General features: G+C 45.1%; 15 protein-coding genes and 1 pseudogene. 12 read left to right on the plus strand and 4 right to left on the minus strand.

What is annotated here, in order from left to right:
• Nucleotides 1–92: 92 nt before the first annotated feature.
• The 6 genes from ABVF09_RS09420 to dhaM all read left to right on the plus strand — a co-directional run bounded on the left by ABVF09_RS09420 (nucleotide 93) and on the right by dhaM (nucleotide 5,788).
• Nucleotides 93–935, plus strand: coding sequence for an MIP/aquaporin family protein (locus tag ABVF09_RS09420; RefSeq protein WP_026571250.1), 843 nt, complete (start codon nucleotides 93–95; stop codon nucleotides 933–935).
• A 258-nt stretch (nucleotides 936–1,193) separates the two neighbouring features.
• The gene (locus ABVF09_RS09425; RefSeq protein ID WP_026571251.1) at nucleotides 1,194–2,024 is read left to right on the plus strand and encodes an MIP/aquaporin family protein; all 831 of its coding nucleotides are present in this window, start codon (nucleotides 1,194–1,196) and stop codon (nucleotides 2,022–2,024) included.
• A gap of 13 nt (nucleotides 2,025–2,037) precedes the next feature.
• Complete coding sequence (glpK, locus tag ABVF09_RS09430) at nucleotides 2,038–3,531, plus strand: glycerol kinase GlpK (RefSeq protein WP_026571252.1); 1,494 nt, start codon at nucleotides 2,038–2,040, stop codon at nucleotides 3,529–3,531.
• Nucleotides 3,532–3,775: 244 nt separating this feature from the next.
• Nucleotides 3,776–4,771, plus strand: a complete 996-nt coding sequence (gene dhaK, locus ABVF09_RS09435) for a dihydroxyacetone kinase subunit DhaK (RefSeq protein ID WP_371069079.1) — start codon at nucleotides 3,776–3,778, stop codon at nucleotides 4,769–4,771.
• 18 nt (nucleotides 4,772–4,789) lie between these two features.
• On the plus strand, nucleotides 4,790–5,410 hold the full coding sequence (dhaL, locus tag ABVF09_RS09440; RefSeq protein WP_026772217.1) for a dihydroxyacetone kinase subunit DhaL: 621 nt from the start codon (nucleotides 4,790–4,792) through the stop codon (nucleotides 5,408–5,410).
• Nucleotides 5,411–5,413: 3 nt separating this feature from the next.
• On the plus strand, nucleotides 5,414–5,788 hold the full coding sequence (dhaM, locus tag ABVF09_RS09445; protein ID WP_026772218.1) for a dihydroxyacetone kinase phosphoryl donor subunit DhaM: 375 nt from the start codon (nucleotides 5,414–5,416) through the stop codon (nucleotides 5,786–5,788).
• Between the two features lie 452 nt (nucleotides 5,789–6,240).
• Here dhaM and ABVF09_RS19790 read toward each other — a convergent pair.
• Nucleotides 6,241–6,374 (minus strand): annotated as a pseudogene (locus tag ABVF09_RS19790) (transposase); the annotation flags it as partial.
• Nucleotides 6,375–6,751: 377 nt separating this feature from the next.
• Nucleotides 6,752–7,603 carry a C40 family peptidase gene (locus ABVF09_RS09455; protein WP_051382205.1) on the minus strand — a complete coding sequence of 284 codons (852 nt, stop codon included), beginning with the start codon at nucleotides 7,601–7,603 and terminating at the stop codon, nucleotides 6,752–6,754.
• Between the two features lie 370 nt (nucleotides 7,604–7,973).
• On the opposite strand from ABVF09_RS09455, the gene gloA2 reads away from it, so the two are divergent.
• The gene (gene gloA2, locus ABVF09_RS09460; RefSeq protein ID WP_026571056.1) at nucleotides 7,974–8,357 is read left to right on the plus strand and encodes an SMU1112c/YaeR family gloxylase I-like metalloprotein; all 384 of its coding nucleotides are present in this window, start codon (nucleotides 7,974–7,976) and stop codon (nucleotides 8,355–8,357) included.
• Between the two features lie 118 nt (nucleotides 8,358–8,475).
• On the plus strand, nucleotides 8,476–8,928 hold the full coding sequence (locus ABVF09_RS09465) for a hypothetical protein (protein ID WP_026571055.1): 453 nt from the start codon (nucleotides 8,476–8,478) through the stop codon (nucleotides 8,926–8,928).
• A 59-nt stretch (nucleotides 8,929–8,987) separates the two neighbouring features.
• Here the strand turns inward: ABVF09_RS09465 and ABVF09_RS09470 are convergent, their stop codons facing one another.
• Nucleotides 8,988–9,458: a nucleoside deaminase gene (locus ABVF09_RS09470; RefSeq protein ID WP_153463094.1), complete on the minus strand. Its 471-nt coding sequence runs from the start codon at nucleotides 9,456–9,458 to the stop codon at nucleotides 8,988–8,990.
• Nucleotides 9,459–9,628: 170 nt separating this feature from the next.
• On the opposite strand from ABVF09_RS09470, the gene ABVF09_RS09475 reads away from it, so the two are divergent.
• Nucleotides 9,629–10,435: an alpha/beta fold hydrolase gene (locus ABVF09_RS09475; RefSeq protein ID WP_026571053.1), complete on the plus strand. Its 807-nt coding sequence runs from the start codon at nucleotides 9,629–9,631 to the stop codon at nucleotides 10,433–10,435.
• Nucleotides 10,436–10,907: 472 nt separating this feature from the next.
• Here the strand turns inward: ABVF09_RS09475 and ABVF09_RS09480 are convergent, their stop codons facing one another.
• The gene (locus ABVF09_RS09480) at nucleotides 10,908–11,765 is read right to left on the minus strand and encodes a MurR/RpiR family transcriptional regulator (RefSeq protein ID WP_026571052.1); all 858 of its coding nucleotides are present in this window, start codon (nucleotides 11,763–11,765) and stop codon (nucleotides 10,908–10,910) included.
• Between the two features lie 238 nt (nucleotides 11,766–12,003).
• Here ABVF09_RS09480 and gntK point away from each other — a divergent pair, with 238 nt between their 5' ends.
• From gntK to gnd, 3 genes are all read left to right on the plus strand, one after another.
• The gene (gene gntK / locus ABVF09_RS09485) at nucleotides 12,004–13,551 is read left to right on the plus strand and encodes a gluconokinase (RefSeq protein WP_026772220.1); all 1,548 of its coding nucleotides are present in this window, start codon (nucleotides 12,004–12,006) and stop codon (nucleotides 13,549–13,551) included.
• A gap of 139 nt (nucleotides 13,552–13,690) precedes the next feature.
• The gene (locus ABVF09_RS09490) at nucleotides 13,691–15,040 is read left to right on the plus strand and encodes a GntP family permease (protein ID WP_026772221.1); all 1,350 of its coding nucleotides are present in this window, start codon (nucleotides 13,691–13,693) and stop codon (nucleotides 15,038–15,040) included.
• A gap of 27 nt (nucleotides 15,041–15,067) precedes the next feature.
• Nucleotides 15,068–15,964: a phosphogluconate dehydrogenase (NAD(+)-dependent, decarboxylating) gene (gnd, locus tag ABVF09_RS09495; RefSeq protein WP_026571049.1), complete on the plus strand. Its 897-nt coding sequence runs from the start codon at nucleotides 15,068–15,070 to the stop codon at nucleotides 15,962–15,964.
• Nucleotides 15,965–15,974 lie beyond the last annotated feature (10 nt).

Here is a 15,974-nt window from a genome sequence, read left to right on the forward strand (position 1 = left end):
ACAACACATCCGGATAACTGACTAGTGCGCAAAAGGTTTGAAGTTTCCGATTTATGTTAATTAGATTAGAAAATCGGAAGGAGTGCGTTTTCATGTCGGAGTTTTTAGCTGAATTAATCGGAACCATGATTTTGATCATTCTTGGGAACGGTGTCGTCGGTGGAGTCGTTCTTAAAGGAACGAAATCTGAAGGGGCAGGCTGGGTCGTCATTACGATTGGATGGGGGCTCGGGGTTGCAATGGGTGTTTATGCCGTCGGGAATGTGTCTGGTGCCCATATCAATCCCGCTGTTACCCTTGGTTTCGCGGCGATTGGAGAGTTTCCATGGACGAAAGTGCCAATGTACATTTCGGCTCAAGTGCTCGGTGCCATCATCGGGGCAGGTATCGTCTTTTGCAACTATTTGCCCCACTGGAAAGCGACAGATGATCCGGGAGCCAAGCTCGGAGTGTTTTCAACAGATCCAGCGATTCGCAGTCCGTTCTCCAACCTGGTCAGTGAAATAATCGGTACATTCGTCCTCGTGATGGGACTTTTGTTTATCGGTGCAAATGAATTCACCGAAGGATTGAATCCAATGATCGTTGGATTGTTGATTGTGGCGATTGGAATGTCGTTGGGGGGTGCCACGGGTTATGCTATCAATCCTGCCCGCGACCTCGGGCCACGGATTGCACATGCCTTGCTGCCGATTCCGGGCAAGGGATCATCCGACTGGGGATATTCCTGGGTACCTCTGGCCGGTCCGGTGTTGGGCGGAATATATGGTGCGTTATTTTACCGTGCTTTGTTTACCGGTGATTATTCGGTTTTCTTCTGGATTCTCAGTGCTGTGATGATTCTGCTGTTGATCGCTGCTGCCAGCAAAGAATTAAAAAGTGGACACTCCCAAACCGAAGAAGTGGAAGAAAAAATAATCGGTGACGATTCGTGAAAACAGCGCCGTTACAAGGACGGGGAGAAAACAAGATATGCAAGGAAACGTAAGTGCTTACAAAAAAATCACTAAATGGATTGACAGCGTTTGCAGCATGGTGTAAAGTTAAGACAACAAGTTAACGATGTGATGGAGATTCGGAGACCCACACTACAATGGCACTTCTCAGGAGAAGTGCGTCGATTGGAGTGTGGGTCTTTTTGTGTTCAAAAACACATCGTTTACTAGGTTAATATAGGAAAAGGGGTGCTGGAGATGTCCGAATTTTTAGCAGAACTAATTGGTACAATGATTTTGATTATTTTTGGCGGCGGAGTTGTCGGGGGAGTCGTACTTAAAAATACAAAGGCGGAAGGCGCCGGCTGGATCGTCATTACAATTGGATGGGGTCTTGCAGTGACAATGGGCGTTTATGCGGTCGGCAGCGTATCGGGAGCCCATATCAATCCTGCAGTGACGTTAGGGTTTGCTGCAGTAGGTGAATTTCCATGGTCAAAAGTGCCGATGTATATCACGGCACAAATGTTGGGAGCATTTATCGGCGGTGTTATTGTTTTCTTGAATTACTTGCCGCATTGGAAAGCGACCAAAGATACTGGAGCGAAACTGGGCGTGTTTTCTACCGATCCGGCAATACGCAGTCCGTTTTCCAACCTGGTCAGTGAAATGATCGGTACATTTGTTCTTGTCATGGGTCTTTTGTTTATCGGCGCGAACGAATTTACCGAAGGGTTGAACCCATTGATAGTAGGTGCATTGATTGTAGCGATTGGAATGTCGCTTGGCGGTACGACCGGTTATGCCATCAACCCGGCTCGGGACCTTGGCCCGCGGATTGCCCACGCACTGCTTCCGATACCGGGAAAAGGCGGTTCTGACTGGGGTTATTCCTGGATACCGGTTCTTGGACCGATTTTGGGAGGAATTTATGGAGCGGTTTTCTATCGTGCCATTTTTGTAAGCGATTTTTCGGTCTTGTTCTGGATATTGAGTGCTGTGATGGCTGTCATCTTGATCGGAGCTGCAAATGCAGAACTGAAAAAAGGAGAAACCACTGCTGATAAAGTGGAAGAAAAAATATCTTAAGGGGGAATTTATCATGAGTGAAACATATATTTTGTCATTAGACCAAGGGACAACAAGTTCGCGAGCGATCCTGTTCAATCGTAATGGGGAAATTGTTGAAACGGCTCAAAAAGAGTTCGAACAATTTTTCCCTCAACCAGGCTGGGTGGAACACGATGCCAATGAAATCTGGACTTCTGTTCTTGCCTGTATGTCGGAAGTATTACGGAAGGCAGATGCGGAACCATCCCAAGTAGCCGGCATCGGCATCACCAACCAACGTGAGACAGCGGTAGTATGGGATAAGAATACTGGAAAGCCGATTTATAAGGCGGTTGTCTGGCAATCCCGTCAAACCCAGGAAATTTGCAATGAGCTGAAAGAACAGGGTTATAACGATTTGTTCCGCGAAAAAACCGGCCTGTTGATCGACCCTTATTTTTCCGGAACCAAAGTGAAATGGATTCTTGATAATGTGGAAGGTGCCCGGGAAAAAGCCGACAATGGAGACTTGCTGTTCGGTACGATCGACTCCTGGCTTGTTTACAAGTTATCTGGTGGAAAAGCCCATATCACCGATTACTCCAATGCTTCGAGAACCTTGATGTTCAATATTTATGATTTAAAGTGGGATGAAGAACTGCTGGATATTTTGACCGTACCGAAAAGCATGCTGCCGGAGGTGAAGCAATCCTCGGAAGTATATGCAAAAACAGTGGATTACCACTTCTTTGGCGAGGAAGTGCCGATTGCGGGCATAGCCGGTGACCAGCAGGCGGCTTTGTTCGGTCAGGCTTGTTTTGAAGAGGGTATGGCTAAAAATACTTATGGAACCGGTTGTTTCATGCTGATGAATACCGGCGAAAAAGGCGTAGTATCCGAACATGGCCTTTTGACGACACTTGCCTGGGGCGTTGACGGAAAAGTGGAGTATGCCTTGGAAGGAAGTATATTTGTGGCAGGATCTGCCATTCAGTGGCTGCGTGATGGATTGAAAGTGATCAACGACTCTCCAGAGAGTGAAGCTCATGCCAAAAATGTAGATTCAACGGACGGGGTTTACTTCGTACCGGCATTTGTCGGACTTGGCACACCATATTGGGACAGTGATGCACGCGGTGCTGTCTTTGGATTGACCCGCGGGACGACAAAGGATCACTTTATCCGGGCGACGTTGGAATCCCTTGCTTATCAGACCAAGGATGTCGCCGATGTCATGAGTAAGGACTCCGGCATCGATTTGACAAAACTTCGCGTGGATGGAGGAGCAGTCAAAAATGATTTCTTGATGCAATTCCAAAGCGATATTCTCGAAGTGCCGGTAGAACGTCCAGTCGTACAAGAAACCACTGCACTTGGTGCGGCCTACTTGGCGGGACTGGCAGTGGGCTATTGGAAGGATAAGCAGGAAATTGCAAAACAGTGGCAGAATGAGCGTACTTTTGATCCCGCTTTACCGGAAGAGAAGAGTAAAAAGCTTTACGATGGCTGGAAAAAAGCCGTGGAAGCGACACGTGCATTTAAATAAGAAGTGGTAAGGATGCGTTTCCGAAGTGACGAAAGCCTCGGATAGCACCAATCAATACCGCGGGACCGGTTTATCGATAAGGAAGCTTTCGATCGATTGGTCCCGTATTTTTATAATGCTTAGTCGGATTTTCCCGACTTCTGTCGAAAAAATCCTTCTTACAGTAAAGGGTTTCCTTAAGGATTTAGCGAAGGTTTATCATTAGAGTGTTAGTAGAGTGAAAATAATAAAGGAGTGAAGCAAAATGAAGAAGATTATCAATAATCCGGATCAGGTAGTACTGGATATGGTGAAGGGAATAGCGGCAGCTTATCCTGACAGTCTCAAGCAACTTCCGGACACGATGGTTCTTGCAAGGAAACAGCCTGCTAGATCAGAGAAAGTTGGATTGGTAAGCGGCGGCGGAAGTGGTCATGAACCTGCCCATGCCGGATATATTGGCGAAGGAATGCTGGATGCGGCTGTATCTGGCGAAGTCTTCACCTCTCCTACTCCGGATCAGGTTTTTGAGGCGATAAAAGCAGTCGACAATGGTGCTGGTGTTTTTTTGGTAGTCAAAAACTATACCGGAGATGTCCTGAATTTCGAAATGGCAGCGGAACTCGCCGAGGCAGAAGGAATACAGGTGGAGCATGTGGTGGTGAATGATGATGTAGCAGTCGAGGACAGCTCGTTCACTTCCGGACGACGAGGCATTGCCGGTACCGTCTTCGTTCACAAAATTGCCGGGGCAAAAGCAGAGGCAGGTGGTTCACTGGAAGAAGTGAAAGCGGTGGCGGAAAAAACGGTGGCCAATGTGCGTTCGATGGGAATGGCGCTCAGTTCCGGAACGGTTCCAGCTGCAGGGAAGCCGGGCTTTCAATTGGCCGATGATGAAATGGAGATTGGAATCGGGATTCATGGGGAACCTGGAATAGAGAGAAAAACAATCGCATCTGCCGATGAAATTGCCGAGGAGTTGACCAACAAAGTTTTGGCTGACATCGATATCGCTGCTGAAGAAGAAGTAGCGGTCATGATCAACGGACTTGGAGCAACCCCTGAAATGGAACTGTACATTCTCAATGGAAAAGTCCAGGAATTGCTGGCAGCAAAAAATATACGTGTCCACAAAACGTTTGTTGGTGAGTACATGACATCTTTGGAAATGGCGGGATGCTCGGTCACCCTGTTGAAACTGGATGAGGAATTGAAAGAATTGCTGGACGCCCCGTCCGAGGCCCCAGCGTTTAAAATGTAATAGGAAGGAGCATGCAGGATGGAGTTACAACCACAAGATATAAAACAGTGGCTATTACAGGCCAATCAACTGTTTCAGGAAAACAAGGAGTATTTGACCTCGCTCGATCAGGCTATCGGCGATGGAGATCATGGTATCAACATGGCACGCGGGTTTCAAGAGGTCAAAAATAAAATAGAAGCTGCTGAATATACCAGCGTAAGCGACGTATTGAAGGATACGGCGATGACCTTGATGTCGAAAGTCGGCGGCGCATCCGGACCATTGTTCGGTACCGCCTTCCTCAAAATGTCCACCAGCATGAAAGGGTCGGACAATGCAGACTTTCAGCATTTCGCTGAAGGAATTTCGGCAGCAGCAGAAGGGTTAAAGCAAAGAGGGAAAGCAGAGCAAGGTGAAAAAACCATGATCGATGTCTGGCTGCCAATGGCTGAATATTTACAGACGGAGCAAGATTTTTCTGGTGATGAAATCGAATCCAAAGCAAAATCGGCCATGGAAGCCACCAAAGACATGTCTGCCAAAAAAGGAAGAGCTGCCTACTTGGGAGAGCGTTCTGTCGGTCATTTGGATCCTGGTTCGGTTTCCTCTTATTACTTATTTTCAACCCTGGCTGAGATAGTAAGAAAAGGAGTGTAGTCAATGGACCAGACAGGCATTGTTCTGATATCCCACAGCCCCAAAATCGTCGAAGGAATCAAGGATCTCATCCGCCAAGTGAATTCGGATGTGCCGATTGAATTGGCAGGAGGTACCGATGACGGAGATATCGGAACCAGCATCGAAAAAATCCAGGCTGCTATCGAGAACGCGCATAGTCCTAAAGGGGTTCTGCTTATTTTTGATATTGGCAGCGCCAAGATGAACGCCGAAATGGCGGTGGAAATGTCGGAATACGATCACATAGAAATTGCCGATGTCCCGATAGTAGAAGGTGCTTATGTAGCTGCTGTAGAATCCGGAATGGGGAAATCCGTTGTAGAAATAACCGAAACATTAAAGAAGAACTTTGGATAAGTTTTCTAAAGATAAAAGGCTGTCCCCTGAAAAGAACATTTTCCGGGGGCAGTTTTTTCTAAGAAGATAGAAGAGGGGATGGACGGTGTCGGTTAGACGGGATATCCTTTCTCTATCTATTTCTACTAAAGAAAAAATTTTCGGTTCTCTGTCCATGGTGGTGATGGGATTTTCACGCCACGAATCTTTCCATCTACTAGCGACTATCCTCAAGCGGCAAAGGAAATAAACACTCTTTATTCTTCACGGATGAATGAATCGTGGTGGTGATTCTTCTTCCATCCTCTTTTTATCGTAAGGCATACTCCAAGAAATGGCTATTTTCTCAAGGCCGCAGAGGAAATAAACTCGCTTTCCGCGGACGAACGTCCGAGCCTCCTCGCAAAGCCCGCTGCGGGGTCTCGGTCGCCCGTTATTCCGCAGGAGTCTCGCTTATTTCCTCTGCTACGTTACTATTTCGCTCTATAGAGCAATTTCATCGCTTGCTGCCATGAAATTTTAGGCTTTAATCTTTAAAATCTTTGATGCCAAAAGAATCTCGTTTTAAAACTTTTCTCGTATTGTTTATTCCCTCGATATACCCATTAATCACAATCATAGAGTTCTACTCAAAAAGCACTTTTTCTTTTTCCTCTATATTTCATACATCCACATGTTTATTTATAAATATCCAGTAATTCTAATAACATTGAGCGCTAATCTCTCTCTTTTTTTCCTTTGGGGTAAGTATCTTTACGGTAATAAAGAAAGAGGGAAAGAGTGTATTTTTTTGCACACTGCAGGAACACTCATCACGCCAGGGGGACGCCGACATATTCAGTAAAGAACAAAAAATTTTCGAAAAAGATGGTTTAGGTTGTGGAGATGCGGGAATAGTGCTGTAACAAGCTTTTGGGTAACAAGAATCGGGATTTTGCCACATAAAAAAAACAGACCGGAAATTCCGATCTGTTTTTACGATAATTACATACGTCCGTATCCAGCAAAGTGGCTGTTCCAGTATGGATTGCTGACGCTAGTGATTTCTACACCGCTAGAGCTTGCGTGAACGAACTGATTGTTCCCGGCATAGAAACCAACATGAGAAATACCGGATTTATATGTGCCTTTAAAGAAAATCAAATCGCCAGGCTGCGGACTGCTTACCTTGGTAGATTGATTGTAAAGGTTCGCAGCAGACGTACGACCGAAGCTATCACCAGCTTGCTTGCTTACATAATAGATAAATCCGCTGCAGTCAAAACCGCTTGGAGATGCGCCGCCCCATGCATATGGAGTGCCGACATGCTTTTTCGCTTCGTTGACAAGGGCAGAACCATTGTTGCCGCTCGTTGAAACGCTGGCAGATTTAACTTTTGTTTCTTTCTCGCTAACCTTTTCACTAGAATTGGAGGATGCTTGGCTAGAGCTGGAAGATCCGCTTACCTTAAGCGTCTGACCAGTTACAATCAAATCAGAAGAAAGGTTGTTCCAGCTTTTCAGGTTGCTTACCGATACACCATGATTCTTTCCGATTGCCCATAAAGTATCGCCGGATTTCACCTTGTACGTTTTTCCATTGGACGAAGAAGCGTGAGACTTGCTGCTGCTTTCGCCGTCGCCGGTTTCAATCACTTGGTTCGGATAGATGATGGTGCCTGATATATTATTAGTAGATTGTAAATTTTGTACAGTCGTATTATATTTTTGTGAAATGCTCCACAATGTATCCCCACTTTGCACTTTATAGGAAGAAGCTTCCACACTTGTTGTAAAAGCTGATGCCAAAACCACAGTTGCCGCTACAGAAAATAATGTTTTGTTAGACTTTCTCAATTCTTCCACTCCCTGATAATGTTTAAGATTAATTTTTCCCTTGCTATCTGCAAAAGAAAAGATAATGAAGAGTCACAAAGCAAAGGTACGTGGTTACTATTTTTTCTCTCTTTTGGAGAACTGGATACAGTATAGCATGGATTTACCAACTGAGAAGGGTTGTAATAGAACTGTAAAGGATTTTAATCTAGCTGTTAAATAAGGAAATGCTAGAAATGATTGCCAAATTACTGTCGTGACAGGTTTTAGTGTATATCATAGAAGCAGTCTGGCGGGTTGCTTTAATCTTTTTGTAACCTTGTTTTTCCCTTTTTTGATAGAATTGCCCAAGAAGTAAAGGCAATATCATCATAAAAACGAGGGGGAAAATATGTTTAATAGAGTTCATCATACCGCCATCATTTGTTCCGATTACCAGCAATCCAAGCATTTTTATACAGAAAAACTGGGGTTGGAAATCATTAAGGAGACATTCCAGTCTCATAGAGGCACATATAAATTGGACTTAGCACTGAACGGGGATTATATTATTGAACTGTTCGGTTTTCCGGATGCTCCTGAAAGGCCGAATTACCCGGAAGCGTGCGGTTTACGGCATCTGGCTTTTGAAGTAGACCAGCTGGAATCGACGTTAAAGGAACTGCAGGCAAGGGGGATAGAGCCGGAAAGCATCCGGATCGATTCTTCAACTGGAAAGAAATTCACTTTTTTTACCGACCCCGACCAGCTTCCCATTGAGCTTTATGAAAAATAAAGTGATTCCCCGGCTTTCCATGAGAGAAGGAGCAGGGGCTGTCCTGGATCATGTAATATTTTCCCGGCAAGCAGAATAATATGGTTGTATATGGTTGTTCGAGGGAGAAGGATGTTCAGTGCGCAGAGGAATAAATCCGCTAATCATATTGGTGCTGATCCTGATTTTGATCCTTGGTATGACTGGACTGGTATATTTTTTGCCGAATCGGCAGGCAAAGGCTGTAGTGGATAGCTTCTATAGTTATGAACAACAGGGAATGTTTGCAGAATCCTATGCTTTGTTTCATCCACTGATGAAGGAGAAATTTGAGAAGGGCGCTTACTTACAGGATCGGGCCCACGTATTCATGAATCAGTTAGGTTCCGAAACCTTCACTTATTCGTTAGGCGATACCGACAAAATAAAGGATTGGAAAATGGAGGAAGATGTGGAACCGCTAGCTGTTGTTTATAAAATAACAGTAACTCAAAATTATAAGGGCAAGTATGGAAATTTCAGTATTGTGCAAGACGTGTTTGCTGCCAAGGATGATGGCGAATGGAGAGTGCTGTGGAACTACCAAAAGTAGCTGAGCGGGATCGCCAAACAAGAAAAATCTTGTTTGGCAGGAAGGATATTTACTGACCGTCAGTATGTTATTTTGTCTGGCTTGTTGTCCCATTCCTCGAAGGGGCGGTTTCTTTCCTTCACTGGTACTTCCCGAAATGGAATATGTCTTTCGCTGGGTGCTTTTTCGATTTCTTCATATATGAAAGTATCACCAAACCCGACCGCTGCTGCCAGATTTTGATCAGCCGCGTAGTATACTTTTTCAAGGCGAGCCCAGTATATAGCACCTAAGCACATCGGACACGGTTCACAGCTGGTATACAAAATGCAATCAGACAATTGGAATGTTTGCTTTTCTTGGCAAGCCTCGCGGATTGCTTGTATTTCCGCATGGGCCGTCGGATCGTTGGATTTTGTGACAATATTGGTACCTTTGCCGATAATGTTCCCGGTTTTATCTACGATAATTGCTCCGAAAGGTCCGCCGTCGTTTTCGACATTGTCGAAAGCAAGTTGAATTGTTTCTTCTATATATGTTGCTTTTTTCATTTTATACCTCCTGTTCTTACAAGGGAATCTGGTCGAGTGGTCGGAAAATCAATACTACAGCAACTATTTTACATAGAAACAAACAGAATTGCTATTTACAGGTAGGGAATGGCTGATGTTTTGGAAGGTATTATTGAATCACTCTAAATAAGCAGAAAAGGAGAACTGCTATGCCTTATATGGAAATAGAAGCGGGGACGGAATTGTATTATCAGGATCAGGGAGAAGGGCAAACTGTCGTGTTTGTTCACGGAGTGATGATGAGCAGCAAGTTTTTCGGGAATCAGCTTGACTATTTCAAGCAACGTTATCGGACCATTACATTCGATTTGCGAGGACACGGGGAATCGAGCAAAGTGCCTTATGGGCACACGGTCGCGAACTATGCAAAGGACTTGAAACGGTTCATGGAAAAACTCGATTTGAACGAAGTGATCCTTGTTGGCTGGTCAATGGGTGCTTTTGTTGTGTGGGACTATTTCAATCAATTTGGCAGTGACCATGTTAAAGCGGTGACCATTGTTGATCAATCCCCATCTGATTATCTATGGGATGGTTGGGAGTATGGGGCATTCAATTTTGAAGCAATCAAAGGTGTCATGCAGGCAATCCAGGAGGATCAGCATGCTTTTAACAGTGAGTTCATTTACGGCATGTTCAAGGAAAAGCCCGATCCGGACCAGCATCGTTGGATTTTAGAAGAGATGATGAAGCTGCCCGCAGCGATAGCGAGCACTATTGTATTCAATCAAACAGCAGTCGATTATCGAGAAACGCTCTCAAACGTCACGGTACCGACACTGATTTGTTTCGGCCGTGACGACACATTCTTCCCGGTGGCTGCCGGAGAATATATCCAGCAGCGCATACCCGATTCTAGACTGATTGCCTTTGAAAATAGCAGCCATTGTTTATTTTTGGAGGAACCGGATAAGTTTAACAGGGAATTAGATGCGTTTTTTCGATCATTAAAGTGAGAAGATACAAAAGGATGGCGCCTGTAGGTAAGGGCGCCATCTTTTCTATTTTTCAGAGAAATAGTTGAAGATGGAAAGGAGGCAGAAAGCCCTCATTCTTTTCAATAAACCAATCATTGGACAAGAAAAAAGAGTCGATTTTCTTTTTTTAAGTCAAAGAAAATCGACTCTTTTTGGACTGGCCCTTGAAAATTCCACGATGAGCGGACCGTGATGACGCCTGCGGGAACAGCGCGAGCAGAAGATCCACTTGGTCAAGTGATTTTCTAGACCAAGTTAGCTTAGCGTGCCCGCGGCAAGCATACACCGACAATTTATTCGGGGAATCAACAACGAACGTTGACAGCAATTTTATAATAAAAGAACTTTTTCAGTGGCCTCGCCACATGACACTGGTTTTTTCTTATAATAGAAGAAAGTAAGGAATTCACTTGAAAGTTCCAAGGATGCTGGAAGTAACCCCCCTTTGTTGTCACATACGTTTTCTCGATATAGCATTGCGCATGTGGGTGAGTGCTTCTTTTGATTGATTGGCTTTTTTGATGCTGTAATTCACGTACAGAGCGTCGATCAAGGAGAGTTCTGCTATTCGTGAAGATAATGCTTCTGATCGGAATTCGGTTTCTTGCGATGCGGTATAAAGGCAGACATCGACCAGTTTATTCAACGGAGACTTGGCATAATTGGTGATTCCGATTGTCTGTACCCTGTTTTCAAACGCCAGTTCAGCAACTTCGAGTAAATCTTTGTTTGCTCCCGTATGAGAAATGAAGACAGCGGTATCACTACTGGTTAATTGCGAAACGGCCATTAATTGCATATGGGTATCGGTGTGTGCGTAGCTCGGCAGTCCTGTCCGCATGAATTTATGCTGTCCATCGAGAGCAATTATCCCGGAACCGCCATTTCCGTAAAAATGGACTTGGTTTGATTGAACGAGGAGCTGGACAGCTTTTTGGAAATTCCCCGGATCCTGGATTTCCCGTGTATATTCTAAAGCATTGATATTGGATTGAAAAACCTTTTGTGCAATCTCCAATTCAGAATCTTCCGCACTGATGGTTTCGTGAATATCCTTGATGGGATTTACAATTTCCGAGGCCAATGCAATTTTCAATGCTTGATACCCTTTGAAACCGAGACGTTTGCAAAATCGGAACACGGTGGCATCCGCGACATTCAAATCATCCGAAACCTGATTGATGGTAGAGTGGATGATGCCGGCAGGCTGCTCCAGTATAAAGTCGGCGATTTGCTTTTCCTTGTCACTTAATTGCTGATAAATCGAACGAATCCTCCTGGTTACGCTTACATTTTGGTTTTCAACCACGAATGCTCCTCCTTGTGAATCTCTTTTCTATAATACTAAAGGAAATTATTTTAATAATAAAGAGAAAAATGTGAAAAAATATTTCTTTTAACACTTGATGCGAAAAAAATTTCATGTATAATTGGTAAACAAGAAAAATATTTTCTTTAACAAATACTTGTTTTTTAGGGAAAAGATAATTTAGCGTTAGTTTGAAAGCGCTCTACTTAATGAAAGTTTTAAGAATGGAGGAAATCCAATGAGTGAGCAAGTAGTCATAGCCATCGATATCGGGACAACGAGTACAAAAATACTTGCATATGATAAAGCCGGAAATGCCTGGGCCGAAGAAGAACAGGAATACCCGCTTTACACCCCGCATCCTGGCTGGAAAGAACAAAATCCGGAAGAGATCTTTCAAGCTTTGAAAACCGCACTTCGACTAGTTTTGAAAGCGGTTGATAAACAAGGGGGCACTCCCGGCGGTATCGGCTTCAGCGCAGCGATGCACAGCTTGATCGCCATGGATGAAAACGGTAACCCGCTGACGGGATCGCTGACTTGGGCGGACCAGCGGTCGGTTGAGGAAACCGAAGAACTGAAAAGCGGAGAAGGTCATGAAATTTACTTGCGCACCGGAACCCCTATCCATCCGATGTCTCCGCTGACCAAATTGCTTTGGTTCCGCAAGCATGATCAGGAAACTTTTGAAAGGGCTTCAAAATGGATTTCGATTAAAGAATATGTGTTTTATCGATTGTTTGACAGGTATATTGTCGATTATTCCATCGCCTCGGCAACCGGCCTTTTCAACTTGGAAAAGCTTGATTGGGACAAGGAAGCACTTGATCTGACTGGAATCAGCAAAGAACAGCTCTCCGATCCAGTGCCGACGACATATCTAGTCAGTGGATTAAGCGCTGAAAAAGCAAAAGACCTCGGCCTGCCAACGGACATTCCGTTTGTCATCGGAGCCAGTGACGGAGTCCTCGCCAATTTAGGAGTCGGTGCGATCGACCCTGGGTCTGTGGCCTGTTCAATCGGCACAAGCGGGGCCATCCGTACAGTTGTTTCCAAACCATCTGTCGATCCGAAAGGAAGGATATTTTGTTATGCGCTGACAGACGATCAGTGGGTGATCGGTGGTCCGATCAACAATGGAGGGATAACTTTCCGCTGGGCCAGGGACAACTTGTTCCCAGACATAAAACAACAAGCAAAGCAAGCTGGAAGAGACCCTTACGATGATCTGGCTGAGATTGCTTCCAAGGTGAAACCAGGGTCGGATGGCCTGTTGTTTTTCCCTTACTTGACCGGGGAACGGGCTCCTTACTGGAATGCTGACACGAAGGGTGTATTTTTCGGACTGACATTGGATCACAGCCGGGATCAAATGATTCGCAGTGTGCTGGAGGGAGTCATGTTCCAAATGTACACGGTGGTCATCGCTTTGATTGAGGCCGGTGTGGAACCGGTGGAATTCCGCGCCAATGGTGGTTTCGCCCGTTCGGAGTTGTGGCGGCAGATTATGGCTGACATATTCGAAACGGAAATCATGGTTCCGGAAAGCCATCAATCCTCTTGTATGGGAGCTGCATGGTTGACTATGTACAAGCTGGGGATGGTCGAGCGGCTATCAGATATCAAAGAACTAGTCAAAACAAAAGTGAAACATGAACCAGTCAAAGCGAACAGTGATGCCTATAACAAATTGAAGCCATTGTTCATCCGCCTGGCCAGGGATTTACAGAGCGATTTCGAGGTGATGGCAGATATTCAACGCCAGTATGCTGAAGAACAAGCCTAAAAGGCAGTGAACGGGAGAAGTCACCGCGAAAGAGTCTGCCGGGACAGTGAATTTGTTCCGACAGTTTCTTTTGAAAACAATAGTAAACGCTTTCCTGAATATAAAAGGAAGCAATATTACATGAAAAAGGGGAATGTATATGACATCTACATCAGGATTAATTATTGTAGCAGTATTAGCAGTCGTATTATTGTTGTTTCTAGTCATGCGCACTAAATTGCAGGCGTTTATCGCACTATTGGTAGTCAGCTTGCTAGTGGGACTGGCAGTGGGAATGTCACCTGCCGACATTATTACGACCATTGAAGAAGGAATGGGAGGAACGCTCGGTTTCATTGCTGTCATCATCGGCCTTGGAGCCATGTTCGGTGAAATGCTCCGTGTTTCCGGCGGGGCGGAACGTCTAGCACTGACACTGATGGACAAATTCGGTGAAAAAAATGTTTCGTGGGCATTGGGTTTAACTGGTTTTATCGTTTCGATTCCTGTTTTTCTTGACGTCGCACTCGTCATTCTCGTTCCGATTATATACAGCTTGACACAAAAAACGAAAAAATCCTTGCTTTATTTCGGAATTCCATTGATGGCCGGTCTGGCTGTAACACACTCATTCATTCCGCCGACCCCGGGTCCGATTTCCGTTGCGTCCCTGCTTGATGCAGATCTGGGCTGGGTTATCTTGTTCGGTGCTATAGCAGGTATTCCTGCCATGATTTTGGCCGGTCCTGTGTTTGGTAAATATATCGCCAATAAAATTCATATCGGTGTACCAGAATACATGATGGAGCAAATGAAAGAAGTAGACTATGACCGCGAATTGCCCAGCTTTGGCAGCGTTGTCTCTATTATATTGCTTCCATTGATTTTGATCCTGATCAACACGACAGCAGATTTGGTGCTTGCAGAAGAAAGTACCGTGAGAGAAGTCTTGACGTTTATCGGTCACCCGTTCGTAGCATTGACAGTGGCATCCTTATTGACGTTTTATATTTTTGGCTATAAAAGGGGATACAAAAAAGAAGAGATACAGCAAATTACAACCAAAGCATTGGAGCCTGCAGGTATTATCATCCTGGTGACAGGGGCAGGTGGTGTATTCGGCGAAATGCTCATCCAATCCGGGATCGGTGATATCCTGGCCGATGCCATGAAAGATGCCAACATGCCATTGATTGTCTTCGCGTTTATTACAGCTACCGTCGTCCGGATTGCACAAGGTTCTGCTACCGTTTCGATGATCACTGCTGCAGGTTTAGTGTCGCCGCTGCTGGATTCTTTCAATGTCAGTGAACCGATGCTAGGTCTACTCGTCATTGCCATTGCTTCTGGTGCCACAGTGGTTTCCCATGTCAATGATTCAGGATTCTGGCTCGTCAACCGTTACTTTGGACTGACAGAAAAACAGACATTGAAATCCTGGACAGTCATGGAAACAATCATTGGTCTGGTAGGCTTTGGAGTCGCACTACTGATAAGTTTGTTTGTTTAACGGGAATCGAATGAAGGAGGAAACATCATGAAAATAGGACTAATCGGTCTTGGAAAAATGGGATATGAAATTGGTTCACACATGCTAGAGAAAGGGCACGAAGTAACAGCTTATGATGTGGCTGAAGAGCAAGTGGACAAGTTCCGGCAGGAGGGTGGAAAAGGAGCTGATTCGTTATCCGGATTAATCGACACTCTGGAGGCTCCGAGAACTATCTGGGTGATGGTGCCTGCCGGCGAAATCACGGAAAGTGTCCTGAATGAATTGAAACCTTTGTTGTCCCGTGACGATATCGTGATCGATGCGGGAAACTCCCATTACAAAGATACACTTGCCCAATATGAGAGCTTTAAGAAACAGGGGGTCCACTTTTTCGATTGCGGTACGAGCGGGGGCGTATCGGGAGCTCGCAATGGAGCCTGTTTCATGGTAGGCGGTGATCAGCAGCAATTTGAGCGGATAGAGCCATTATTCAGCGAACTTGCTGTAGAGAATGGTTATCACTACGCCGGAAAAGGCGGCAGCGGCCACTTTTTGAAAATGGTCCATAATGGAATTGAGTATGGCATGATGGCTGCCATCGGAGAAGGATTTGAAATCCTGGAAAAAAGTCCTTTTGATTATGACTACCAGGCAGTTGCAAAGGTGTGGAACAATGGTTCCGTCATCAGAAGCTGGTTGATGGAATTGATGGAAGGCGCCTTCTCCAAGGATGCAAGACTTGATGATATCCGCGGTGTCATGAATTCTTCCGGAGAGGGCAAATGGACAGTAGAATCGGCTTTGGATTTCGAAACGGCAGCACCGGTCATCGCCCTTTCCTTGATGATGCGTTACCGTTCACAGGAAACGGATACATTCACTGGAAAAGTTGTTTCGGCACTGAGGCACGAATTCGGCGGCCATGCGGTCGAAAAAAAGTAGTAACGGTGTG

Origin of the sequence: Sediminibacillus sp. JSM 1682029, assembly GCF_041366435.1 — a bacterium.
GTDB classification, from domain to species: domain Bacteria; phylum Bacillota; class Bacilli; order Bacillales; family Amphibacillaceae; genus Sediminibacillus; species Sediminibacillus terrae.